The sequence below is a fragment of the Leeuwenhoekiella blandensis MED217 genome (assembly GCF_000152985.1).
In the GTDB taxonomy this organism is placed as follows: domain Bacteria; phylum Bacteroidota; class Bacteroidia; order Flavobacteriales; family Flavobacteriaceae; genus Leeuwenhoekiella; species Leeuwenhoekiella blandensis.
Genome location: NZ_CH672395.1, coordinates 987,258 through 1,012,335, shown reverse-complemented (window position 1 = coordinate 1,012,335; position 25,078 = coordinate 987,258). Strand labels below are relative to the sequence as shown.

Here is a 25,078-nt window from a genome sequence, read left to right as displayed (position 1 = left end):
TTTAATTCAAAAAAAATTTAAATCAATTTATTATGGGCAAATCAAAATTAGAGTATCTCTGGTTGGACGGTTATACACCAACTGCCAATCTAAGAAGTAAAACCAAAGTAGAAGAAGATTTTAGCGGGAAGTTAGAAGACTGTCCTGTTTGGTCGTTTGATGGTTCTTCAACTAAACAAGCCGAAGGAGGCTCTTCTGATTGCTTATTGAAGCCCGTTGCAATATATCCAGATCCAGCTCGTAGAGATGGATACTTGGTAATGACTGAGGTTCTTAATGCAGACGGTACTCCACACGAGTCTAACGCAAGAGCAACAATCGATGATGAAGATGATGATTTCTGGTTCGGTTTTGAGCAAGAATATTTCATTATGGACAAAGCGACTCAGCTACCATTAGGTTTCCCTGTAGGTGGTTATCCTGGTCCTCAAGGTATGTACTATTGCTCTGTAGGTGGTAAAAACACACACGGTAGAGCTTTTGTTGAAGAGCACGCAGATCTTTGTATCGATGCTGGTCTTAACTTTGAAGGTATTAACCAAGAGGTTGCTAGTGGTCAGTGGGAATTCCAACTTTTTGCAAAAGGAGCTAAAAAAGCAGGTGATGAAATCTGGGTAGCTCGTTATTTATTACAAAGACTTACTGAAGAGTATGGTTACTACATCGAATATCACCCAAAACCAATCAAAGGTGACTGGAACGGTTCTGGTATGCACGCCAACTTCTCAAATACAACTTTAAGAACTGCTGGTTCTAAAGAAGTTTACGACACGATTTGTGAAGCTTTCCGCCCTGTAACTGCTGAGCATATTGCAGTATACGGTGAGTTTAACGATCAGCGCTTAACTGGTCAGCACGAGACTGCTTCTATTCACGACTTCTCTTACGGAATTTCTGACCGTGGAGCTTCAATCCGTATCCCAATTATCACTGTTGAAAAAGGATACAAAGGATGGTTAGAAGATCGTCGTCCTGCATCTAACGCAGACCCATACAAAGTAGCTGGTCGTATCGTTAAGACGGTAAAAGGAGCTGAAGAAAAAATCTAATTTTTTCTAATGTAAATTAGTAAAGCCCGCAATAGCGGGCTTTTTTATTGAATATTATTTTTCAATTTTTAACTAAATGCCAGACCTATAAACACACAATAGGCTGCAAAAAGAATAAAGCCCTTCCAGCGATTCAATTCTAATTTTAATGGAAGATATCCTAGCGGAAGTAATACAATTGCAAAGCCTAGTAACCAGAACATATTGTTTAGGATACTATCATCAAGCACTTGGATCGGCGTGATCATCGAAGTCAACCCTAAAACCGAAGCAATATTGAAAATGTTAGACCCTATAAGATTTCCCAGAGAAATAGCTTTCTCTTTCTTTAAGGCTGCAATAACCGACGCTGCCAGCTCCGGAACACTCGTCCCGATTGCAATTACAGTTACCGAAATCGCATAATCGCTTACTCCAACAGATTTTGCCAAGTCTTTAGCGCCAACAACTAACCACTCTGAACCAAAATAAAGCGCAAAAGCCCCTATGAGCAGCCAGATCACGATCTTGAAATATGAGGTTGTAGCTAAATTTGCATCTACCTCGCCATTCTGCACTTCTTGAGTAACGCGGGAATGTTTAGCTCTGCGAATAAGCAAAACAAGATAGGCCACGAGCGAAAAGAATAAAATAAAGCCTTCTAACTTGGAGATCATTGCATCATTGACCAAAGCCAAATAAAGACCAAGTGAAAACAAAACCATCACCGGCCAGTTGAATTTGAAAAAATCACTGTCAATTCCTAAAGTTGAAATAATTGCGGTGAGCCCTAAAACCAAAGCAATATTGGCAATATTACTGCCAATCACATTTCCTAAGGCGATATCTGGCGAACCATCTAAAGCTGCTTGTAGACTTACTAAAAGTTCTGGTGCTGAAGTTGCAAAGGAAACCACCGTAAGACCAATGACCATTTTAGAAAGATTCAATTTGAAAGAAAGTCCCACCGAAGCTCTAACCAAAAACTCCCCACCTACAACCAGCAGCATCAAGCCTAACAAAACAAATACAATACTCATCGATTCTTTTTTGTGGCTGCGAATATAAACAACCTATTAGAAAAAGGCTGTTGTTACAAGGACTCGGCTTTTAAGGCTTGATACAAGCTAACTGTTTCTACAGCTTCTTTTACATCATGCACACGCAATATTGAAGCTCCTTTCTGTAAAGCAACCATATTTAATGCCGTGGTACCGTTTAAGGCTGACGCTGCATCAATGCCCAAGGTTTTTGTGATCATTGATTTACGTGAAAGCCCAATTAAAATAGGCAAATCAAGAATCTGTAATTTTTCGGTAGCATTGAGTAACTCATAATTTTGCGTAATGGTTTTAGCAAATCCCAAGCCGGGATCTACGATAATATCATTCAATCCCAAAGCACGTGCAGCCGCCACACGTTCACTTAAATAAAAAAGCACCTCTTTTACCAAATCATCATAATCAGTAAGACCTTTCATTGTTTGTGGCGTTCCGCGCATATGCATCAAAATGTACGGGACTTGCAGTTTTGCAACAGTGGGTAGCATTTCGGGATCAAGCAAACCGGCACTAATATCATTTATCAAAGCTGCTCCGGCGGTTACTGCTTCCTGAGCAACTTTAGATCTGAAGGTGTCTATTGATAATAATACTTCTGGGAAATTCTTCAGCAACAGTTCTACAACGGGAATGAGTCGGTTGCACTCTTCTTCCACACGTATATCCTCGGCATCAGGTCTAGAACTATACGCGCCAACATCTATAAACGTAGCTCCATCATTCAGCATTTTTTCTGCTTGCGCAAGAATATCTTTTTCGTTTTTATAGGATCCCCCATCATAAAAAGAATCTGGAGTTACGTTTAAAATCCCCATCACTTTTGGGGAATCAAAATCTATAAGGGTCCCTTTACAGTTAATGCTTACCATGAATTAAGCCTATGTTTTTCTAGATTGCTTATTTTAGGCGAAATTTACAGAAATTAGACGACCTCGAAGCATCAAAGCATAGGTTTGGGATTAGATCTTTTTTCTTTTCAGAAATAAATTGCATTATTTACGAGTTAATGGAGAAAACTTCAGCACAATACGACGCGGTAATAAAAACCTGCCGTGATTTATTTTCAAAAAAAATGAGTGATTACGGGAGCGCTTGGCGTATTCTAAGACTGCCATCGCTCACCGATCAAATTTTTATCAAAGCGCAACGCATACGCGGATTACAGGAAAATGCGGTACATAAAGTTGATGAAGGAGAAGCTTCAGAGTTTATTGGCATCATCAATTACTCGATAATGGCATTGGTTCAGCTTGAAAAAGGTGTTGTAGAACAACCGGATCTCAATCTTGAAGAATCATTAGAGGCCTATGATAAACACATCAAGATCACCAAAGATCTGATGATGAATAAAAATCACGATTATGGTGAAGCGTGGCGCGATATGCGCATCAGTTCGCTTACCGATCTTATTTTACAAAAGCTGTTGCGCGTAAAACAAATTGAAGACAACAAAGGAAAAACCTTAGTTTCTGAAGGCATTGACGCTAATTATCAAGATATGATCAATTATGCTGTTTTTGCCTTGATATTATTAGAAGAAATCAACTCAAAAAACTCTTGATCTTGAAAAAACTCATCGGCTTTGTACGCGTTTTTGTAGGCATTCTGTTTATCATCTCAGGCTTTGTAAAACTCAATGACCCTGTTGGATTTTCATTTAAACTTCAAGAGTATTTTGCTCCAGATGTCCTGAATATTGAATTTTTGAGTCCGTTTGCATTGGGACTCGCGATCATTCTCGTTATCGTCGAACTCGTTCTGGGTGTAGCGCTGATTATCGGGTACTACAAGCGCCTCACAATGTGGCTGCTGTTATTAATGATCATTTTCTTTACCTTCCTCACATTTTATTCGGCCTATTTCAATAAAGTGACAGATTGTGGTTGTTTTGGAGATGCGCTGCCGCTTACGCCGTGGCAATCCTTCACCAAAGATGTGGTTTTACTGATTATGATCGTTTTTCTATTCATCAATATCAAACACATCAAACCGTTCTTTTCAAACTTCAGCAGATCTATTATCATCTTTGCGACGTTTATCGCCTGCTTAAGCTTTGGATATTACGTTTTAATGCACTTACCGGCAATTGATTTTAGAGCGTATAAAGAAGGGGTAAACATCAGCGAAGGAATGACGATCCCAGAAGGTGCGCCAGAAGCCGTGTTTGATTACAACTGGAGATTCAATATTAACGGAGAAGAAAAAATAATTACAACGCAGGGGGAATATCCCTCTAGCGAAGGCGAATTTATAGGCGTAGAAACCGAAGTGGTAGAAGAAGGCTACGTCCCTCCCATTCACGATTTCACAATTGAAAAAGACGGGGAGAATTTCACTGAAAAATTCTTAAACACGCCCGACCTCATCGTGATCATCGCTTACGACCTCAACAAAACCGAATGGAATGGTTGGCCGGTGATCAAAGAGCTAACGAATGACGCGCTGAAAAAAGGATATTCGGTTATTGGACTAACGGCTTCCGGAGATGCTTCAGTGAATGATCTAAAAGAAAAGCAAAACATCAATTTTGATTTTTACTTCACTGATGCTACTACCTTAAAAACGATAGTACGCAGCAATCCGGGGATTGTAAAACTGCATAACGGAACCATTATTCAAAAAAGACACTGGAATGACGCCGATGAGATTGAACTCGAAATGCTTCCTTCGGCAAATACCTCACTTGATCTTAAACTGAAACATCGTCTTGACAGTATCGCGCGTTACGATCAACTCTATCGCCCTATTTTACAAGAAACCGATGAGCAAAAACGCAAAGCACTTGCTGAAGAACTAGGCCTAAAACCTGAAGATTACTCCGGTGACCTGTGGAAGAAACAGCGTATGCTTGACACCAGTAATTTAAAAATCGTAAAACGAATTCTTGATACGCAAGGCTATCCCGGCAAATCAGTCGTAGGCGAGCCTTCAAACCTTATTGCGCTCGAGGTTATTGAGCACAATCCTATTCAAATTGAGCAATACATTGATTTGTTTAAAAAAGCGGCCGCAGCCGGTGAAATTCCCAAAACCCGTGTGGCTGTTCTTGAAGACAAATATTTGATGATGCAAGACAAAGAGCAACTCTACGGAAGTCAGGCGCAGATCACAGCCGCCAATGGCTTTTTTATCTGGCCCATCAAAGATGTTGCTATGGTTAATGAACGTAGAAAAGCTGCAGGTTTTGAACGCAGTATCGAAGAATATGTAGCCGACTTGATGGGTAAAGATGCCACGTTTAAAGCACTTAAACTTTCTGAAATTAAGAGACTCTGATTTTTTATATACTCAATAAATTAGGATACGCAGTACTCACCCTCTTCGGGGTGATCACCGTTGTGTTTTTATTGTTCACGGTTTTACCGGGTGACCCTGCACGCATGATGCTCGATCAAAATGAAGACCCTGAGCAACTCGCGATCATCAAGCACAAATATGGTTTTGACCAACCGGTACTCACGCAATACGGATACTACCTTAACGATCTCTCGCCGATTTCTATTCATCAAAATACCGGAGATGGGTATACGAGTTTGACTTCAGAAAAATACGCATATACAAAGCTTATAGATTTTGGTACACGTTCTTTGGTTTTAAAAAAACCATACCTCAGAGAATCGTTTCAGAAAACCGGCAAAACGGTTGTAGAGGTCATTTCAGAAACCTTGCCCAATACCATTGTACTTGCAGTGAGCGCTATTTTTATCGCGATCAGTTTAGGCATTCTGCTTGGTATCATTTCCGCAAATATGCGAGATACCTGGCTCGACAAAACCATTCAAGTGATCAGTACTTTTGGGATGAGTGTCCCCAGTTTTTTTAGTGCGATTCTGTTTGCCTGGTTATTCGGTTTTGTATTGAATAAATATACCAACTTGAATATGACCGGAAGCCTTTATGAGATGGACGATTTTGGCGAAGGCATTCATATTCAACTTAAAAACATCATTTTACCGGCGATCGTTTTGGGAATACGACCGCTAGCCGTGGTTATTCAATTGATGCGAAATTCCTTACTCGAAGTTTACAATCAAGAATACATACGCACCGCACAAGCCAAAGGTTTAAGCCAGACGCAAATCGTATGGCGTCACGCGCTTAAAAATGCACTAAACCCTGTAGTAACGGCTGTTTCGGGATGGTTTGCTTCTATGCTCGCCGGCGCCGTTTTTGTAGAATATATTTTTGGGTGGAATGGTCTTGGCAAAGAAGTCGTAGATGCACTCAACACCTTAGACCTACCAATTATTATGGGAGCGGTTTTAGTAATCGCCACCACTTTTATTCTCATCAATATTCTCGTAGACATTATTTACGGAATTCTTGACCCCAAAGTGCGTATTAGATAGTCCAAATGTTGTAGAATACGCCGACTAATCCTAATTTTATGTTTTATTTCATTTTATGAAAAATACGCTTACAATTTTAGCAATCCTGTTTATTTCGGTTGCCTTTTCACAAAAAAAATCATTTTCAGCTGAAGCTTTACAAGATCATCTACTGAATTTAGATGGAACTGAAATTACCTTTCAAGAAATACTTGAGCAACATAAAGGAAAACCTGTTCTTATAGACATCTGGGCTTCGTGGTGTAAAGATTGCATCGCAGGATTTCCTGATCTTAAAAAACTTCAACAAGATAATCCTGAAATTGATTATGTATTTCTTTCGCTAGATAAGGAAGAAGCGCGCTGGAAAGCAGGAATCGAAAAATATAAACTTGAAGGAGATCATTACTACATCAAATCTGGCTGGAAAGGTCCGCTTTGCAGCAGTATCGATCTTGACTGGATTCCGCGTTACATCTTGCTCGATGCATCCGGAAGTATAAAAGTTTACAGAGCAATAACCACAAAAGACAATCAACTACTAAATCAAATACAATGAGAAAAAATATCGTAGCCGGTAACTGGAAAATGAATACCGATCTTGCAGACACGCAAGAACTCATCGGCGGTCTTAAAAAAATAGCAAAAACTTCTGATGCAGAGGTGATCATCGCTCCTCCGTTCACCAATCTTTATACAGCTTTTGAGACTCTTAAAGATTCTGATATTGAAGTGGCGGCACAAAACATGCACCAATCTTCTTCGGGCGCATTTACCGGTGAGATCAGCGCATCAATGCTTAAAGGCGTAGGAATTAAAACGGTAATTCTTGGGCACAGTGAGCGTCGTGCTTACTTTGGTGAGAAAGAAGATTTACTTGCCGAAAAAGTAAACGCTGCTTTAGAAAATGAAATGAAAGTGATCTACTGTTTTGGTGAAGAATTAAAAGACCGAAACTTTGGAGAGCATTTTGAAGTAGTAAATAAGCAAATTAGTCAAGCGCTTTTTCATCTGGACGCCGATGCTTGGAAGCATATTGTATTGGCTTACGAGCCGGTTTGGGCTATTGGGACTGGAGAGACAGCTAGTCCTGAGCAAGCGCAAGAGATGCACGCTTTTATTAGAAAAACCATTGCAGACGAGTATTCTCAAGAGGTTGCAGATAATGTGACCATTCTTTACGGAGGTAGTGTAAAGCCTGCAAATGCAAAAGAGATTTTCTCTAAAGCAGATGTTGACGGTGGCCTTATAGGTGGTGCTTCTTTAAAAGCAGAAGACTTTATGGCTATTGTAAATGCATTTTAAATTTATCTATGGCAGAAATATATGCTGAATATGAGTTTAAGGTAGCGCCGGTAAATCCCGGTGCCGAAATTCTCATTGCAGAGTTGAGCCAACTTGACTTTGAAAGTTTTGACGAGACAGACGAGGGTGTAAAGGCTTACATCCTCGCTTCTTTAAATAAGGAGAATATACTCGACGACGTCAATATTCTCAACAATCCCGAATTTAAAATTTCGTATTCGGTTAATACTATAGAGCCGGTCAACTGGAATGAGGAATGGGAGAAAAATTTTGAACCCATTGAAGTAGACGGCATATGCTCGGTACGCGCGCCATTCCATCCCAAACCTGATATGGAATTTGATATCGTGATCGAGCCCAAAATGTCTTTTGGCACCGGGCATCACGAGACGACTCATTTAATGATTAAGCATCTTATTAAAATAGATGTTCAAGAGAAAAGCACGCTCGATATGGGTTGTGGCACCGGTATTCTAGCAATATTTGCCGCGCTTAAGGGCGCAAAACCTGTAGACGCTATTGATATCGATCCCTGGTGTTATGAAAATACCGTGGAGAATAAAGATCGAAATGATGTAGGGTTTATTAAAGCCTACGAAGGCGACGCTTCAATTTTAGGTGACACACATTACGATTTAATCATTGCAAATATTAATCGCAATATCCTAATCAACGACATCCCAACATACGCTAACTGTCTAAATCACGATGGAATTTTACTTCTTAGTGGTTTTTATACTCAAGATATCCCGGCAATTACGAGTATTTGTAACCAACACGGGCTAAATTTTATCATGAATTTTGAAAAAAATAATTGGGTAGCGTGTAAATTTGTAAAAAATTAATTCCCTGAACCTAAGTTTTTTACCTATGAGCACAAGAGAAAAGTTACAGGAAGAAGTTGATGTCCTCGAAGCTGAAGATCGCAACAATGAGATCGTAGTATATAATGATGATGTAAATACCTTTGATCACGTGATCGATACGTTGATTGAAGTTTGCGACCACACGCCAATTCAAGCAGAGCAATGTTCACTTATAGTACATTACAAAGGCAAATGCACAGTAAAAACCGGAAGCTATGAATATCTGGAACCACGTTGTTCAGCATTACTAGATGCCGGTCTAAGTGCCGAAATAATTTAAAAATTCTGCTAATATAAAATTCAATCAAAGTCTCTATTTTAGAGGCTTTTTTCTTACCCAATTAAATTATTTAAGAAAATAATTATCGATTAAAATCATATTTTGTCGTTTAAAATTTGTTTTATTGATTTTTTATAATAATTTACAAGTATTATTAATACTAACTATTATTATATGTTATCAGAAACATTTAAAAAAGTAGGCTTTTTAAGCCTGGGACTCTCATTGGCGATGACCTCTTGTTCAGAAGATGCTGAGCAAACTACGTTGCCAGAAGCACAACCTACTTCCAACCTTGAGGTTTCTTCAGAAATTATCCAGCAAGTTGAAGATTTAGGCATGAACGCTAATTATGTGCGTTGGGATGATTTTTATTTTCCTGATGGTTCTTCTGAACCTCGTCTATTTTTAGAAGAAGATGTTGTCGTAACTCCTGAACAATTATCCTCAATGTCCGCTAACGTTGAAGAATCAAAATCAGGAAAAGGTGATTCTAAACAATATCGCACTTCTGCTTTGGTAAGTCAGGGAAGAACGATTTCTATCATCGGTTATACCGGCGGTAGTCAGGCGCTAAGCCAAAAAGAGCGTACCGCCTTACAATGGGCTGTTGCAAATTACAATCGGTTAAGCGGTGTAAGCATCAGCTTCAATTTGACATTTGGTACCGACTATCAAAACAAAGACATGGTAGTTTACAACAACACGGTAAATAACCCAAGTGGCGCAGGTGGTAGTGCCGGTTTCCCGAGTAATGGACTTCCTTATAAATTTGTTCAGATCTATGGGCTCGCTAATTACGACACCAATGTTGTTGAACACGTAATGACGCACGAGATAGGTCATTCGGTTGGATTTAGACACACAGATTGGTTTAGTAGACAAAGCTGTGGACAGAACGTTTATGAAGGTGGTGACGCAAATCACGTTTCGGGAACCCCAACAGGTTACGACTCGACTTCAATTATGCTAGCTTGCTTTAGTGCCAATGAAGATGGCGAATTTAATGCCAATGATATTACCGCATTAAACAATATGTACTAGATACTGATTAGCCAAGTTAAAAGCCGTTTCTCCACAAAACGGCTTTTTTTCATTTAATGCTTGCAGATATATAAAAAAGGTTTATATTTGCACCCGCAAAATAAGGCAACTCTTGGTTACTTATTTTGATATACAAAAGGCCTCGTGGCGCAACTGAATAGCGCATCTGATTACGGCTCAGAAGGTTGCAGGTTTGAATCCTGCCGAGGTCACAAAACAAAAGCCACTCTTCTCGAGTGGCTTTTTTCATTTAGAACTGTTTATAAGTAGATATCCTCTCAGATTTACATCGCGTTTAGTAGAAATTCTTTGAAATAATACTTTGGCTTTCTTAATTTATGCTTTGAAAATTTCAAACTTCATTCATGCTGCTTTTGATCCTTCCAAATGCTGAAGTGTTTAAAACACTCGAAGCTCGTGTCGCTGCGCTATTGATCCCATCAGAATTTAAGATTGATGAAGCGCTTAAAGCGCCTATACTTCTTGATGACGGAAAAGAACTATGTGGTGAAGCCAAGATCAACACCTACCTCGACTCGCTCGAAAATTTTACTAAACAATGGTATGCCTGCCGCTGCGATATGTTTCCGTAAGAAAATAAATAAAACGTATTTATTACATTTAATTATTTCTATTTTAGAGCACTATTTGCAAATAGTCCTATTATGCTCAAAAAAAGTTCATTCTTCATTTTCTTTCTCCTCTCCCTTGCTCTTTTTGCTCAGGAGCCTCGCAAAGTTTTAAACTTAGAAGACGGCTGGAAGTTTTATAAGGGGGAAGCCTCTGATGCTGAAACTACTGCCTTTGACGACTCAAAATGGCAGGATGTTACCGTGCCTCACGATTGGGCGATCTACGGGCCTTTTGATAAAGAGATCGATAAACAAACGGTTGCCATCACTCAAAATGGCGAAAAAGTTCCTACGGAAAAAACAGGACGCACAGGAGCGCTTCCATTTACTGGAACAGGATGGTATCGTAAAAATTTCAACATACCAGCAGCGGATCTTGATAAAAAAATCCTGCTGCTTTTTGAGGGTGCAATGAGTGAACCAGAGGTTTATCTCAATGGAAAAAAAGTTGGCGAATGGGCTTATGGCTATGCGTATTTCTATTTTGACATAAGCGACAAATTACTGGAGGGCAAAAATACCTTAGCTGTAAAACTTTCAAATAAAGAATTTTCCTCACGTTGGTATCCCGGAGCCGGTCTTTACAGACCTGTGAGTTTAATTATCAAGAATCCTGAAAGCATCAATCAGTGGGGAACTACGATCACTACGCCGGTTGCTACTCAGGAAGTCGCGCAGGTAAATGTGAAAACCAACTTCTCAGGCAAAAACCTTCGTTTAGTCACAACCATTAATGATGCATCTGGTAAGGAAATTGCAAATAGTAAAACTTCCGAAGCGATTCAAAAGCAATTTGAACAAAACATAAAGATACAGTCACCTCAACTTTGGAGTCCTGAAAATCCTTATCTCTATACGGCAGTAACAAAATTATATGCTGATGACGAACTCAAAGATGAAGTCTCGACGACATTTGGTATTCGCTCCATTTCATATTCTGCAGCAAATGGCTTTCAGCTTAATGGTAAAACCCGAAAGTTTAAAGGGGTTTGTTTGCATCACGATTTGGGACCTTTAGGAACGGCGGTAAACAAATCGGCGCTTCGACGTCAAATGCAAATTCTAAAAGATCTGGGTTGCGATGCCATTCGTAGTGCGCACAATATGCCTTCTTTTGAGCAACTCGAGTTGGCTGATGAAATGGGCTTTATGTTTTTAGCAGAAAGTTTTGATGAATGGAAAAAGCCCAAAGTCAAAAATGGCTACAATCGCTTTTTTGACGAGTATGCTAAGCTTGACGTAGAAAATCTGGTTAGAGCTACGCGCAATCATCCTTCTATTGTGATGTGGAGTGCCGGCAACGAAGTTCCTGATCAATATGGGAGCGCGGGCGTAAAACGTGCGCTTTGGTTACAAAATATTTTTCATCGTGAAGACCCCACCAGACCGGTAACCGTAGGTATGGATCAGGTAAACGCGACAATGGAATCAGGTTTTGGAGCCATTCTTGACATTCCCGGGCTCAACTATCGCGTGCATCTTTATGAAGAAGCCTATGAGAAATTTCCGCAGGGATTCATTTTAGGATCAGAAACCGCTTCAACTGTGAGTTCGCGAGGTATCTATAAATTCCCTGCTGTTAAAGCTAAAATGAAAGAATATCCCGATTTTCAAAGTTCGTCTTACGATCTGGAATATTGCAGTTGGTCTAATCTTCCTGAAACCGATTTTATAATGCAGGATGACAAACCCTGGGTTATTGGCGAGTTTGTGTGGACGGGTTTTGATTATCTTGGCGAACCAACGCCTTACGATACGAGTTGGCCTTCGCGAAGCTCTTATTTTGGGATGATTGATCTCGCCGGAATTCCTAAGGATCGTTATTATCTCTACCGAAGTCGTTGGAATACCCAAGATGAAACGTTGCATATTTTACCGCATTGGAACTGGGAAGGTCGCGAGGGTAAGAAAACTCCGGTTTTTGTGTATACAAGTTATGACCGTGCAGAACTATTTGTCAATGAAAAAAGCCAGGGAATTCGCGTAAAAAATGATTCAACACCACAAACACGCTATCGCCTGATGTGGAATGATGTTCTTTATGAACCGGGAATCTTAAAGGTTGTGGCTCTTGACAAAAACGGAAATAAAACTGCCGAAAAAACCGTTAAAACTGCAGGTAAGCCACATAAAATAAAACTAGAAGCCGATCGCACCACTTTAAAAGCAAACGGAAAGGATCTTGCTTTTGTGACCGTTTCAGTAGTAGACAAAAATGGAATCCCCTGCCCTACAGCAACAAACGAGTTAGCATTCAAAGTTTCGGGAAAAGGAAGTTTTAAAGCAGTATGCAACGGCGACCCAACGTCCTTAACTTCTTTCTATGCTTCTCAAATGAAATTGTTCAGTGGTAAGCTTGTCGTGCTTGTTGAAAGTACAGATAAAGCAGGAACAATGGAGTTAAAAGTTACAGGCAAAAAGCTTCAAAACGCTTCGCTTAAAATCAAAACTTCAAATTAGCGATTGGCCATATTGAATGACAAAATAAATTCTGATCCTTCACCGGGTATACTTTGCACATCGAGCTGAGCATCGTTGAGTTTTAAAAACTGTTTTACAAGCATAAGCCCTAAGCCGGTACCGGTTTCCATTGCGGTACCAATACTCGACAAAATTTGTTCTTGTGTTTGTTTAAGCGGCTCTAATTTATCTTGAGCTATCCCCATTCCCTGATCTCGAATATGAAGGTTTACCTTATTTGTGGTAATGTGATATTCAATAAAAATCTTTTTCCCTTCGTAAGTGAATTTAATAGCGTTTGAAATAAGATTATGAAGAATCACAGACAAATGTCCTGAATCTACCCGTATTAATGGAATTTCTGCTACTGCTTTGTGAATGATCGCAATGTTTTTAAAATCGGCAGATACTTGATGAATTTCAATTATTTCAGCAACAGTTTTGGGTAAATCAATGGCAATAGGTTTGACTAAAACACCGTCAAGTTGTGATTGCGACCAGTTCAACAAGTTGTCAATCATCACCAGTGTTTTCTCTACTTGCATTTTCAACTCTTGCTCCAGATTTTTAGAGTCTGCTATACTGAGAACCCCTTGTTCTACCAGATCCAGCATTTGCTTTATAGAAAGCATTGGAGCTCTAAGATCGTGTGAGATTATCGCAAAAAATTTATCCTTGTTAGCATTGATCTTATTTAAAGCAATATTGCGCTTTAGAATGAGCTCTTGGTTGTGTTCTATAGTCTTATTTTTCTGTGCCAATTCTTTAGCAAAAAATGCTTTTTGCCGGTTATTCTTCCACAGTAAAAACAAGATAAATAAGAGCAACAATGCCAGAATCACTAATCCTATAAGTTGCCATCGGGTGGCTTGCAATTCACTTTCCTTAAGGGCAACTTCAGAAGTTAAGCGTTTATTTTCATTCTCCTTCTCCTCTAATTGAAGAATGTTAACCAGTTGCAAAGTTTTCAGATCATAAAGTGAATCATGGTATTTCTGACTTGCTTTTAATTGCTGATAGGCCTCTTCTGTTGCTCCTTTTGCTGCAAAGACTGCTGCTAAGATTGCCGTGTTCCGTTCAAGTTCCCAAAGGGATTCTGATCCTTCCGCAAACTTTAGCGCTTCTATGCCGTGAAATTCTGCCTTGCTAATAGCATTCAGTTTTAAATACGCTTGAGCAAGACCGGCGTGCGCATATGATTTTTCCCAAGCATTGGGTTCTGTAGGATGTTCTAAGACTGCCAAATGATGCTTTACCGCTGCTTGATATTGACCTGTCTGAAAAGCGACCTCTCCTGCTTTATTGTGATAATGATGTTTGATTTGCTCCAAATCATATTGATTGGCGAGATCAAAAGCGAGATTTAGAACTTCCTGAGCTTTTATGTAGTTTTTTAATTCAATGTAGGAAATGGCCAGGTTTATATACGTTGGCGCCTTTCGCTCTGGCATTTTAATGGTAGTATAAATACCTAGAACGCGCTCAAATAGCGCAATAGCTTCTTTATGACGGTCAATAGCTTGTATAACTAAACCCGTTCCTATTAAGGATTTGGCAACACCTTTCTGGGCATCTTGTTGTTTAAATAAAGAGAGCCCTTCATTAAAATGAATTAATGATTCTTGATATTTCCCCTTTACATAATAAACCCAACCTGAAGTGTATAAGACTTCGGCAGTTAAAAGGTTATCTTCAACTTTTTTTGATAAATCGTACGCTTCTTGAAGCTTTAATAATGCTGCCGAAAAATTATCATAAGCCAAGGCTTGAGACTCCTCGAGGAGTTGTTCTATTTGTTCATTGTTATCTTCCTGCACAACCGCTGCGGGTAAAACAGAGGTAGACAGCAACAATAAACAAACAATAAGGAAGGTTATTTTTCTATAAAAAAGCATTCTATAAGTTAGGGATTGAGTTAAGCGCTACTCAAAAATAGAGCAAATTTATAAGTATGACCTACTGAAAGCTAAAAAGATACCTCTCAAATTTTGTAACTTTATCAAAAATGAAAAAGATGATGCAAGCTTCAAAAAGATTTGATCAGGCTATACAAAAACTCTATACCGCCTTTCACAACGAGAGTCTCAATCCTGAATGTTGCAAACATTGTGCTGTGGGTAATATTCTAGACAACACAGACAGTTGGAAGCATCTTACCGAAGGGCACGGAAGTCACAAATTGACCTACGTAGGCAAAGTGCATCAATCGCTGGGTAGAACTTTTGGAGGCTATGCCCCACTTGAATTGCTACAAATTGAAGCTGCTTTTTTAAAAGGTTGTGGCTACAAATTGCCACTTTCAAGACGTTCTGAATCTAAAGTTGACCGTACCTCAAAAGAGGTTATGTTTAATGGTATGTGCGAAGCTGTTGCGCTTATGTGTAAGCTTGATGGTATTGAGAATGTAATGGACTATTCTAAACTTTTTGAATTTGAAAACAAGCAACCCGTTCATCAACTTTCAGCAGCGCTCCTATAGAATTATTGCAAAATCTCTGGCTGCATTCAGCATATAACTTTTATATTTGATCTGGCTTTAGGGGTATTCTAAATTTAGAATTGAGAGAGTCCCTTTGAACCTGTTTGGTTAATACCAGCGTAGGGAAAAGTATATTTTTATCTTCACTTCTTCTTTGAAGTAACTCTATAGCCGTTTACTATTTTTAAAACAAGACTATGAAAGAGTTACTCTGGAAACATATCACAAACGTTCGCAAACAAGCACCACTGGTACAAAGCATCACCAATTATGTAGTAATGAACAACACGGCAAATGCACTTCTTGCTGCAGGCGCTTCACCAATTATGGCACACGCACATCCCGAAATGCAAAGCATGCAAGCTATTTGTCAAGCTCTGGTGATCAATATTGGTACCCTTGATGAATATTGGGTTGAATCGATGAAACTTGCAGTTACTGCTGCAAATCAAAACAACAAACCCTGGATCCTGGATCCTGTAGGTGCTGGAGCGACCGCTTACCGAGATGAAGTTTTAAGCGAACTTCTTACAATGAAACCCACAGCGATACGTGGGAATGCTTCAGAGATTCTAGCCTTGGCAAAGCACAACAAAACAGCAACTAAAGGTGTAGACAGTACTTCGTCAAGTCTTGAAGCCGTTGAGGCAGCGCAATTTCTGAATGAAAAATTTGGTGCTGTTGTAGTTATTTCAGGTGCTGTAGATATCATTGTTTCTGAAGCAGGCATCACCCAATTGAAAAACGGCGATCCACTGATGACTAAAATCACTGGGATGGGATGTTCTGCCACAGCACTTTTGGCCGCTTTTATCGCTGTTATTCCGAATAGAACGGAAGCAGCTGTTGCAGCTACGGCTTTGATGGCGGTTGCTGGTGAACTTGCAGCTCAAAACAGTACGGGCCCCGGAAGTTTGCAAGTTGGAATTCTAGACAAATTGCACAACATTTCAGAAACTGAATTTTTAAATACCACTACAATCTTAGCTTAATTATGGAAAAACCATTTCCATACCAGTTGTACTTGGTTATTTCTGAAGAAGCCTGTCTTGGCAGAAACTTCTTAGAAGTTGCCGAAGCTGCGGTTCAAGGTGGTGTCGATCTTGTTCAATTACGAGAAAAAAATGATACGCCTCAAGCCTTTTTGAATAAAGCTTTTGAACTTAAAGAACTTCTTGACCGCTACGAGGTGCCGCTCATTATCAATGATAATCTGGAAATTGCGACACAATGTAAAGCGGCTGGAATTCACGTAGGTAATTCTGATATGCCGCCTACAACAATCAGAAAGTCTTGGGAATCTTGCAGGCTTTTAGGCTATTCCATAGAATACCTCGAGCAACTGTATAATGAACAAACCTATACTTCAGATTATTTAGGAATAAGTCCGGTATTTAGCACCTCAACAAAAACCGATACGGTGACGACTTGGGGTTTTGACGGAGTGCGAAAAGTCAGGTCTATTACACAAAAACCTTTGGTTGCAATTGGCAATATGAATGCGTCTAATGCCAGACAAGTGGTAGAAGCCGGCGCTGACTGTATTGCGGTGGTCTCGGCAATATGTGCAGCACCAAAACCTAAAAACGCAGCGCAACTCCTTCGGAAAGAAATTCAGAAAGGATTAAAAAACAGAGCCAATCTCCTTAATCTTTAGTCTATGAAAAAGTATCAGTATCCCACAGTTCTGAGTATTGCTGGATTTGATGGAAGCGGTGGCGCAGGTATTCAAGCCGATCTTAAAACCATTTCTGCTTTGGGCTGTTATGCAACAACTGTTCTTACTGCGCTTCCGGTACAAAATACCACCGGGGTTCAATCGATTTTCAGTATTCCTACCTCGGTTGTAAAAGAACAACTCGATTCTATTTTTGACGATATACAGCCTTCCGCTATAAAAATAGGAATGGTTCACACGCCGGAGTTGGTAGAAACGATCGCAGCAAAACTCAAAAATTATCCAAAAATCCCAGTGGTTTTTGACCCTGTGATGGTCGCTACAAGCGGACATAAACTCATCGAAGATGAGACAATAAAAAGTATTACTGAACTGCTTTTTCCGCTGGCAGATGTGATTACGCCAAACATGGACGAAGCCGCAATTCTTGCTCAGATGCCCGTTGAAACCATTGAAGACATGCGTATCGCAGGAAACAAAATCCTTGATTTAAGTTGTAAATCTGTACTTCTCAAAGGTGGACATTTAAAATCTGATCTTTTGACCTCGCTATTCTTTGGTCCTGATAAGACCGTAGATGAGTTTGAATTTGAAAAGTTTGAAACTCAAAATATGCATGGCTCGGGATGCACGCTTTCTTCTGCTATAGCTTCCTTTCTCGCACAAAAGAACAGCCTTTTGAATTCGGTCACCAAAGCTCAGGAATATGTACATCAGGCAATTTATCACGCTAAAGAGGTCAAAATCGGAAAAGGCAACGGACCTTTAAATCATTTTTTCAATCCTCAAAAATTAGTCAAATATGAGTTGGAGTAAAGAAAGCTGGAAGCGTATTGAAGGCATTTATACCGAAATTCTAAATATGCCTTTTATCACACAATTAACTGAAGGCACACTTCCGCTAGAACAGTTTCAATTTTATGTTTTACAAGACTCCAGTTATCTGGAAAATTTTGGTCGAGCTCTTGCTTTGATTGCTGCACGTGCACACGATGTTGAAGACATACTTACATTCACCCGTTTTGCTGAAGGTGCCATCGTTGTTGAAAATGCGTTGCACGAATCTTTTTTCAAGGAATTCAATATTGATAAAACCGGGCCCATAGGACCTACCTCACACCATTATGCGCACTTTTTAAAAAGTACAGCTGCTCTAGATCAGGTCGAAGTTGCAATGGCGGCGGTTTTACCTTGTTTCTGGATTTATAAAAAAGTAGGCGATAAAATTCTCAAGAATCAGAAAACAAAAAACAACCCGTATCAAAAATGGATTGATACTTATGCCGGTGAAGAATTTGGACTTCTAGTTGATCAGGCCATTAAAACTTGTGATCGCGTCGCTGCAACCTGCACTTCACAACAGCAAGAACGTATGCACGCTGCTTTTTACACTGCGAGCCAACTAGAATTTATGTTTTGGGATAGTGCTTCAGCCTTACGGAAATGGCCATTTTAACGGCTATTGTTAAATAATTATTAATTCAAATAAAAAATTGTCACGCATATCAAAAAGCAGCGTCTCTTAAGTAGTGTTACAATTAACAAAGTGATTTTCATTTTATTTATTTGGATTAGCCGCCATCAGAATTGAAAATTAAATTTAGCGTTAATTATATATTCAAAAGCCCCGAGCTACTTAGCTTGGGGCTTTTTCATTTAGGAATTCAGAATTAGGCTAAATCGTTTAAACCACTCAACATTAATCTTTTAACTTAATTTTAGCATTACTTCAAAAACCCACCTCACTGCTGATTCCGTAAGTCTTATTGAATTAAACAAAAGATTTTTCAAAATTTCTAATCAAAATCAGCATTTTATGAAAACAATTTTTACAAAAATTAGCGTAATCGCAATCGCGGTTTTCACGCTTACTTCATGTAATAACGACGACGATACCAACACGATCGTGATTGAAGAACCAACATGTAGTGACGGTATTATGAATGGAGATGAAACCGGCGTCGATTGCGGTGGTTCGTGTATGCCTTGCGAAATGGCAACCAATCCAGGAAGACGCGCAGACCTTTATGTAACCAATAATACTGATGGGAACATTACAAAGTATAGTGTGTCTGGTGACTCTATTGTAACCTACACCACAACCTCAACAGCCGCTGAAGGTATTTATTACGACGCAGATGCAGACCTCCTTGTACAAGCTTCAAGATCGGATTTGATGCTTGACGCGTATGCAGGTACGAGTACTCTTGGTAATGCAACCATAAATGCTTCGTTCAGCACTTTTACAGATTTGAATAGTCCGCGTGAACTGGCTGTTAGCGGCGATTATTATGTAGTTGCAGATAATGGCGAAAACAAGTTCTTTGTATACTATAAAGTAGGAAACAGCTTTGCGCTCTACTATACTGTTGAAATTCCGTTCCCGGTTTGGGGAATCGCTTTTAAAGGAAATGACCTCTACGCTGTAGTAGACACAACAAGTGATCTTGCAGTCTTCTCAGACTTTATCGTAAATGCGATGGACGGTATGATGAATCCTTCCAAACGCGTTACCATTGAAGGTATCGTGCGCACACATGGTCTGACTTATGATGGAACCAATGATGTAATGATTATGACCGACATAGGTGCAGCATCTAATGCTACAGATGATGGAGGCTTCCACGTGATTAATGACTTTTCAACAAAATTTGATGCGCTTTCTGATGGAGATGTGCTGCCTGTAGGGATGCAAACCCGTATTGCAGGTGCTTCAACCTTAATGGGAAATCCTATTGATGTCGCTTATGATTCTGAAACCGGTGCAGTTTATATTGCAGAAGTAGGTAACGGTAAAATTCTAGGATTTACAAATTATGGTGATGGCGGAGATATAAGTCCAAGCTTAGAGATTGATTTGGCGACAGCTTCTTCAATTTACTTTTCAAGCGATGAAACCGATGGAAATACAGGTATGGCGTCAATGAATCAAATGACGCGTTTATACACCACCTCTACCGCAGACGGAACTATTACAGTCTACGATGAAACAGGTGCTATGGTCAATATGATAAGCAGTGCTTCCTCAAGTTCTGAAGGTATTTATTATAATGCTTTAAATGATGCGCTGTTGTTAGGATCTCGCTCAGAAGGTGAGTTACAATATTATAGTGATTTTTCAAGCCTTACCAGCGGTGCAAGTGCTACAGCTGCTTTCACAGCAGATCTAGCGACTTCAAGTCCACGTGAAATTGCGGTGTACGGCAACAAGGTAGTAGTTGCAGACAATCCTGCAAATATGTTCTATGTGTATTCTTACAATGGTAGTTCATTTACTTTAGAAAACACCTTTGATCCCGGATTTCCGGTTTGGGGCGTTGCCTTCAAAGGAGACGATTTGCTAGCAGTTGTTGATACCACGAGCGACCTAGCCATTTTTGAAGATTTCTTCAGTAATACAATGGATGGAAGCATAACACCTACTAAACGTGTTACGATTTCAGGAATCACGCGTACTCATGGAATTACTTATAGTGCTGCTGATGATGTTCTGGTAATGACAGATATTGGTCTTGCTGCAGGTGGTGCCATTGACGGTGGAATTAACGTGATCGCAGATTTTTCAACGGTAATAGATGCGACCAGTGATGGTGGAACGATTAGCACTGCAGATCAGAACATCATTGAAGGATTAAGCACCTTAATGAATAATCCTATCGATGTTGCTTACGATCATAAAACAAAGACCATCTTTGTTTCAGATATTGCTACCGGTGCAGTCCTTGGTTTCAGTAATGCACTTACCACAAGTGGAAATATTGCGCCTTCAGTGAACAATACATTAGCTTCGGCTTCGTCACTTTATCTTTACAACAATTAAACTAGTTGTAGTTCTTAAAATTGAAAAAGGCCTCAAATGAGGCCTTTTTTATTGATATCGCTTAGAAATTGATATCCCGAAGTATTCCTAAAAAATCGATTCTTTTTATTACGAATGCTTGGAGGGGCTACTATAAAAAATCTTCAATAAAAGAATACAGCAGCAAGAGCCATCCCGTAGCAAGCAGCAAACCACCTAAAGGTGTTACCGGTCCCAAGAATTTCCATTTCTTACCAGAAGCTCCACTTATACACAAACCATAAATGGAGAACGAGAATAAAAGCGTTCCGAAAACAAAGCAATTGATCATCACTTCTTCTAATACGGTATTAAAATTTAGATTGAAACTTAAAATCAAAAGCAGTATGGCGTGATACATCTGGTATTTCACTCCCGTTTCAAAACTAGCCATTTGATCGGCTGTAAAACGCTTTTTCAACGCGTGCGCTCCGAAGGCGCCAAGAACGATGGCCAAAAAACCGTAAAACGCTGCAAAAAACTGACTGAGTAAAATAGTTTCCATATAAGTCTTCAATTTTGAGGAATGCAAAGGTAATCGCTTACATTTAGTAAAGGCTGCTTTGAAAGAAACAAATCAATCTTCTATTCTGCAGCGCTACCAATTGACTGAGTTTATGATTAAATTTATAAAGCATAAGCTAGAAAATTTCTATATTCTACATATGAACTTAAAAACATACGTCAAGGACGTCCCGGACTTTCCTAAAGAAGGAATTATTTTTAAAGATATTTGCCCACTTCTCGCTTCTTCAAAAGCTACAAACTATGCGATTGATCAACTCGCCAAAGGTTTACACGAAATCAATGTGACAAAAATTGTAGGCATTGAGAGTAGAGGCTTTTTACTAGGCTTGGCTCTTGCTCAAAAGATGGGAGTTGGTTTCGTTCCTATTAGAAAACCCGGTAAATTACCCGGAGCAATTATCAAGGAAACTTATGCTTTAGAATATGGTGAAGACACTATCGAAATTCAGGAGAATGCGATTCAAGAAGGTGATCAGGTAGTAGTTCACGATGATATTTTAGCTACCGGCGGGACGGCTGCTGCTGCTTGCAAATTGATAGAGCAATGTGGAGGCACCGTAGTGCAATGTAATTTTTTACTAGAATTAGGTTTTCTAGATGGAAGAGCAAAACTTGAAGATTATGCTTTACATAGCTTAATGCATTATTAGTCTAATGCATTTTTAGTGACCCATAGTTTATAACCAAAAAGAGCCAACTGTACTTTACTGGCTTTGGCTAAGTCTACTTCTTTTTTGGTAAGGCTAGGTAGTATTTTTTTATTGATCCTGGCTAATGTTTTAAAAAATCGTTTTTTCATAGTTGCGATAGCTTCTAACAAATTAGAGATTCAGATTACTCAAATTTAGACATTTAACAGTACTCTGTGCGCGCTTCCAGAATATGTTAAGACTTATTTGTGATTATCCAAATATTGTCTCGATGATTGTTAAAACTAAAGTGACCATACTATTGATTTTTTGATTGTTAAAAATTTATTTGACCACAAATACGGAAGTAAAAACAATATCTACAAGGTTTTCATCAAATATTAATGTATTTAAATACAGTATTGTAATTAAAAAAATGCGTATTCTAAAAAAATAAAACCCCAACAGTTTAATCCGCATTTCAATCGTCAATTAAAAACGAAGTTGAAGTTTATAATTAAAACATTTCAAGACGTTATTTAAGTACTTTTCAAATTCTCAAGGCAAAAAAGCGCTCTTTTTAATTGAAAAAATTGATTTTCATCTTTTTGAGCACAAAAAAACCGATGTTAGTAAGTGTAACATCGGTTTTCAATTTTGATTGATGAATGGGTTATTTTAATCCTTTTTTGATTTCTTAGTATTGATCTCAATAACACCTTCTGTGTCATCATCTATATACTTTTTATACTTCTTTGTTGGCTCTTTTCCTTTTAGAACACTTATAGATTCGATGGTTTTTATATCTATTGATTTAAAGTCAAAGTCTTTATCTTCGATTACCTTACCATCAATAACAAAAATTACGTTTGAAGCATGCTGCGGTTGGCGCACTCTGTAATATATGTTTTGAGTTTGTTTGTTATTAGCATTGCTATACTCTGAAGCATTTATAGGGCGCTCTCTTTCAACAAAAACACTATCTGCCTCCAGAAGCATCCGTTCTTTCACTCTAATACGCAGTTCTTCTTCACGCTCCTGCATTTTAACACGACGTTCTTCCATACGTGCTTCAATTTCTTCTTTGCGTTTTTCCATTTCAGCCTGGCGCTCTTCCATTCTAGCCTTCATTTCTGTGTTCCACTCAGTAGAATCCTTTAGCTTTTCCATCATCCCCTCTCTACGCAGCATCATCTCTTCTCTGCGCTCTTCCATCTCCGCACGTCGAAGCTCCATTTCTGCGCGGCGTTGTTCAAGTTCTTCTTTAGCCATTGCACTGCGCTGCACTATTGAATTCTGACCAGATACCACTCCAAAAGTCCCATCCGCACTTCTGTAAACAGCGATAGGTACGATTGCGTTTTCGTCTCTGTTGTAACTAGCAGAAGCTTTATTCCCGGTTTTGCGATCCTCAACCTCAATTTTAATTCTTGAGATTTCTCCTGCATCATTATATTTCAGTCTAGAAAATCGCATAGCTACATCATACTCGGTGTCTAACTCACTCACGATAGCTTTGATCTCACTTTCAGAAGTTGACGGTGTTATAATCTTTTTAAAAGGCTTAGATCCCGATCGCTGGGTATCTTTGGATGATTTGGACGGAGCATCTTCTATAATCTCTGGCAGGCTCATTTTTGCTGTACTTTGAGAAGGCGAAGACAAGGCATTTTTAACCTTAGCATCTAATACAAATCCTTGTACACCATCTTTTGTAATGAGCGTTTTTGTTATTCCGTTTTTGACGTCTACGATTGCTATACTCGAATCATCATAACCTAAAGCATACTCAAATGCTTCGGTTTGCGCGTCTTCAGTTTTTAACTCCAGATTCTTTTTAAAATCATTCTCTCCTTCAAATCGCGTATAAATGGCAAAGCCGGTAATTGTGCCTGATGCATCACGCTGCACTTCTTGTATTTTTAAATCTACCTGAGGAATTTCAGTTTCAAAATACTGCTCTATTGCCAACAGTTCTTCAACATTACTTGAGGAAGTTAAATACATTACAGCAGCCGTGTTTTCTGTAGTCGACAATGCCTTTTCTGAAGTGTACTTGATCTCTTCCTTCACGTTAAAACTCCACATAAATGCGCCAAGTATGGGCACGACGAGGAGCATTTTCCATTTTCTAAATTCGCTTGATGATTGCTTGTTTAACATAACTATTCGTTTTTTGATGAATGATTGATAAAAGGAATTGGTCAAAGCCGGCGCCAGTTTGGGCGCTGCTACCTTAACCAACGCGAGTTGGTAACTCTTTTGATTTTGAACTTGATTTACGGTCGCTGCATCTGCCAAATATTCCAGATTTTCTATTACCGCGTTTTTATAAAGCCAAGCCACAGGATTGAACCACTGTGCCGTAAGTGCCAGCTGTACCAGCAAAACGTCTATACTATGATTTTGACGGGCGTGTTCCTGCTCGTGCATAATGATCATCTCCAGATCTTCTTCAGAATGTGCGCGCGCATCAAGCACAATGGTATTGAAAAACGAAAACGGAGAATCTAAACCATCAACCTGTACAAACCGAAAACCATTAGAAGTATATTGTCTTGATGATTTTATAAATGAAAAAATCTGATAAAGTTTTCTCCCAAAAGCGACCAGCATAACCGCCAGTCCTGCCCCATAAATTAGTGCTGCTATTTGCCAGAAATCTATACTTGGTTCATTTGAAGCATTTACAGCTACCTGTGTATTTACGTCAGATAAGAAATCAAAATCCATCGCAGGCATTTCTTTATAGACCGTGCGCTTTAACACGAGCAACGGAGCCAGGAAAGAAGCTATAATTCCGGTTAACAGGAACTGTCTGTTTGATCTAAAAAAGGTTTCATCTTTCAATAAAAAGATGTAGATCATATAAAAGAACAACAGTATCACACCGGCTTTAAAAAGATATATGAGTGCTTCCAT

General features: G+C 39.2%; 24 protein-coding genes, 1 tRNA gene and 1 riboswitch. Of the genes, 19 read left to right on the top strand and 6 right to left on the bottom strand.

Going from position 1 to position 25,078, the window contains the following annotated elements:
- The first annotated feature begins 32 nt into the window (after nt 1-32).
- Nucleotides 33-1,049, top strand: coding sequence for a glutamine synthetase beta-grasp domain-containing protein (locus MED217_RS04445; RefSeq protein WP_009779285.1), 1,017 nt, complete (start codon nt 33-35; stop codon nt 1,047-1,049).
- 68 nt (nt 1,050-1,117) lie between these two features.
- Here MED217_RS04445 and MED217_RS04440 read toward each other — a convergent pair whose 3' ends face one another.
- Nucleotides 1,118-2,068 carry a calcium/sodium antiporter gene (locus MED217_RS04440; protein ID WP_009779284.1) on the bottom strand — a complete coding sequence of 317 codons (951 nt, stop codon included), beginning with the start codon at nt 2,066-2,068 and terminating at the stop codon, nt 1,118-1,120.
- A 53-nt stretch (nt 2,069-2,121) separates the two neighbouring features.
- Nucleotides 2,122-2,958: a dihydropteroate synthase gene (folP, locus tag MED217_RS04435; RefSeq protein ID WP_009779283.1), complete on the bottom strand. Its 837-nt coding sequence runs from the start codon at nt 2,956-2,958 to the stop codon at nt 2,122-2,124.
- Between the two features lie 137 nt (nt 2,959-3,095).
- On the opposite strand from folP, the gene MED217_RS04430 reads away from it, so the two are divergent.
- From MED217_RS04430 to MED217_RS04380, 11 genes are all read left to right on the top strand, one after another.
- Nucleotides 3,096-3,650 (top strand): DUF1599 domain-containing protein, encoded by a 555-nt coding sequence (locus MED217_RS04430; protein ID WP_009779282.1) that lies wholly within the window; start codon nt 3,096-3,098, stop codon nt 3,648-3,650.
- A 2-nt stretch (nt 3,651-3,652) separates the two neighbouring features.
- Nucleotides 3,653-5,365 carry a BT_3928 family protein gene (locus MED217_RS04425; protein ID WP_040532584.1) on the top strand — a complete coding sequence of 571 codons (1,713 nt, stop codon included), beginning with the start codon at nt 3,653-3,655 and terminating at the stop codon, nt 5,363-5,365.
- Nucleotides 5,362-6,438: an ABC transporter permease gene (locus MED217_RS04420; protein WP_040532582.1), complete on the top strand. Its 1,077-nt coding sequence runs from the start codon at nt 5,362-5,364 to the stop codon at nt 6,436-6,438. Before MED217_RS04425 ends, MED217_RS04420 begins: the two co-directional genes overlap by 4 nt.
- 55 nt (nt 6,439-6,493) lie before the next feature.
- Entirely contained in the window at nt 6,494-6,976 is a 483-nt protein-coding gene (locus MED217_RS04415) for a TlpA family protein disulfide reductase (RefSeq protein WP_009779279.1), read from the top strand.
- A complete protein-coding gene (gene tpiA, locus MED217_RS04410; protein ID WP_009779278.1) occupies nt 6,973-7,722 on the top strand; it encodes a triose-phosphate isomerase in 750 nt (249 codons plus the stop codon). Before MED217_RS04415 ends, tpiA begins: the two co-directional genes overlap by 4 nt.
- Before the next feature lie 8 nt (nt 7,723-7,730).
- A complete protein-coding gene (prmA, locus tag MED217_RS04405) occupies nt 7,731-8,567 on the top strand; it encodes a 50S ribosomal protein L11 methyltransferase (protein WP_009779277.1) in 837 nt (278 codons plus the stop codon).
- Nucleotides 8,568-8,592: 25 nt separating this feature from the next.
- On the top strand, nt 8,593-8,868 hold the full coding sequence (locus tag MED217_RS04400) for an ATP-dependent Clp protease adaptor ClpS (RefSeq protein WP_009779276.1): 276 nt from the start codon (nt 8,593-8,595) through the stop codon (nt 8,866-8,868).
- A gap of 174 nt (nt 8,869-9,042) precedes the next feature.
- The gene (locus MED217_RS04395) at nt 9,043-9,912 is read left to right on the top strand and encodes a M57 family metalloprotease (protein ID WP_040532579.1); all 870 of its coding nucleotides are present in this window, start codon (nt 9,043-9,045) and stop codon (nt 9,910-9,912) included.
- A gap of 138 nt (nt 9,913-10,050) precedes the next feature.
- Nucleotides 10,051-10,124, top strand: a tRNA-Arg gene (locus MED217_RS04390).
- A gap of 153 nt (nt 10,125-10,277) precedes the next feature.
- A complete protein-coding gene (locus MED217_RS04385) occupies nt 10,278-10,505 on the top strand; it encodes a hypothetical protein (protein ID WP_009779273.1) in 228 nt (75 codons plus the stop codon).
- A 72-nt stretch (nt 10,506-10,577) separates the two neighbouring features.
- Nucleotides 10,578-13,004, top strand: coding sequence for a glycoside hydrolase family 2 TIM barrel-domain containing protein (locus MED217_RS04380; protein ID WP_009779272.1), 2,427 nt, complete (start codon nt 10,578-10,580; stop codon nt 13,002-13,004).
- Here MED217_RS04380 and MED217_RS04375 read toward each other — a convergent pair.
- Nucleotides 13,001-14,899 carry a tetratricopeptide repeat protein gene (locus tag MED217_RS04375; protein ID WP_040532577.1) on the bottom strand — a complete coding sequence of 633 codons (1,899 nt, stop codon included), beginning with the start codon at nt 14,897-14,899 and terminating at the stop codon, nt 13,001-13,003. The genes MED217_RS04380 and MED217_RS04375 overlap by 4 nt on opposite strands.
- Nucleotides 14,900-15,009: 110 nt before the next feature.
- On the opposite strand from MED217_RS04375, the gene MED217_RS04370 reads away from it, so the two are divergent.
- The 6 genes from MED217_RS04370 (at nt 15,010) to MED217_RS04345 (ending at nt 20,981) form a co-directional block, all read left to right on the top strand.
- On the top strand, nt 15,010-15,483 hold the full coding sequence (locus MED217_RS04370; RefSeq protein WP_009779270.1) for a hypothetical protein: 474 nt from the start codon (nt 15,010-15,012) through the stop codon (nt 15,481-15,483).
- 49 nt (nt 15,484-15,532) lie between these two features.
- Nucleotides 15,533-15,626, top strand: a riboswitch (TPP riboswitch).
- Between the two features lie 54 nt (nt 15,627-15,680).
- Nucleotides 15,681-16,475, top strand: a complete 795-nt coding sequence (gene thiM, locus MED217_RS04365; RefSeq protein ID WP_009779269.1) for a hydroxyethylthiazole kinase — start codon at nt 15,681-15,683, stop codon at nt 16,473-16,475.
- Between the two features lie 2 nt (nt 16,476-16,477).
- Entirely contained in the window at nt 16,478-17,140 is a 663-nt protein-coding gene (thiE, locus tag MED217_RS04360) for a thiamine phosphate synthase (protein WP_009779268.1), read from the top strand.
- Nucleotides 17,141-17,143: 3 nt separating this feature from the next.
- Nucleotides 17,144-17,977: a bifunctional hydroxymethylpyrimidine kinase/phosphomethylpyrimidine kinase gene (gene thiD, locus MED217_RS04355; protein WP_009779267.1), complete on the top strand. Its 834-nt coding sequence runs from the start codon at nt 17,144-17,146 to the stop codon at nt 17,975-17,977.
- The gene (tenA, locus tag MED217_RS04350; protein ID WP_009779266.1) at nt 17,964-18,617 is read left to right on the top strand and encodes a thiaminase II; all 654 of its coding nucleotides are present in this window, start codon (nt 17,964-17,966) and stop codon (nt 18,615-18,617) included. Before thiD ends, tenA begins: the two co-directional genes overlap by 14 nt.
- A 360-nt stretch (nt 18,618-18,977) precedes the next feature.
- Complete coding sequence (locus MED217_RS04345) at nt 18,978-20,981, top strand: autotransporter outer membrane beta-barrel domain-containing protein (RefSeq protein ID WP_009779265.1); 2,004 nt, start codon at nt 18,978-18,980, stop codon at nt 20,979-20,981.
- 130 nt (nt 20,982-21,111) lie between these two features.
- On the opposite strand, the gene MED217_RS04340 is transcribed toward MED217_RS04345, so the two are convergent.
- Nucleotides 21,112-21,504: a DUF423 domain-containing protein gene (locus tag MED217_RS04340; RefSeq protein ID WP_009779264.1), complete on the bottom strand. Its 393-nt coding sequence runs from the start codon at nt 21,502-21,504 to the stop codon at nt 21,112-21,114.
- A 112-nt stretch (nt 21,505-21,616) separates the two neighbouring features.
- Here MED217_RS04340 and MED217_RS04335 point away from each other — a divergent pair, with 112 nt between their 5' ends.
- Nucleotides 21,617-22,177, top strand: coding sequence for an adenine phosphoribosyltransferase (locus tag MED217_RS04335; RefSeq protein WP_316906982.1), 561 nt, complete (start codon nt 21,617-21,619; stop codon nt 22,175-22,177).
- Here the strand turns inward: MED217_RS04335 and MED217_RS04330 are convergent.
- Together MED217_RS04330 and MED217_RS04325 are read right to left on the bottom strand one after the other, a co-directional pair.
- Nucleotides 22,174-22,326 carry a hypothetical protein gene (locus MED217_RS04330; protein ID WP_009779262.1) on the bottom strand — a complete coding sequence of 51 codons (153 nt, stop codon included), beginning with the start codon at nt 22,324-22,326 and terminating at the stop codon, nt 22,174-22,176. The genes MED217_RS04335 and MED217_RS04330 overlap by 4 nt on opposite strands.
- A 508-nt stretch (nt 22,327-22,834) precedes the next feature.
- Nucleotides 22,835-25,078, bottom strand: coding sequence for a M56 family metallopeptidase (locus tag MED217_RS04325; RefSeq protein WP_009779261.1), 2,244 nt, complete (start codon nt 25,076-25,078; stop codon nt 22,835-22,837).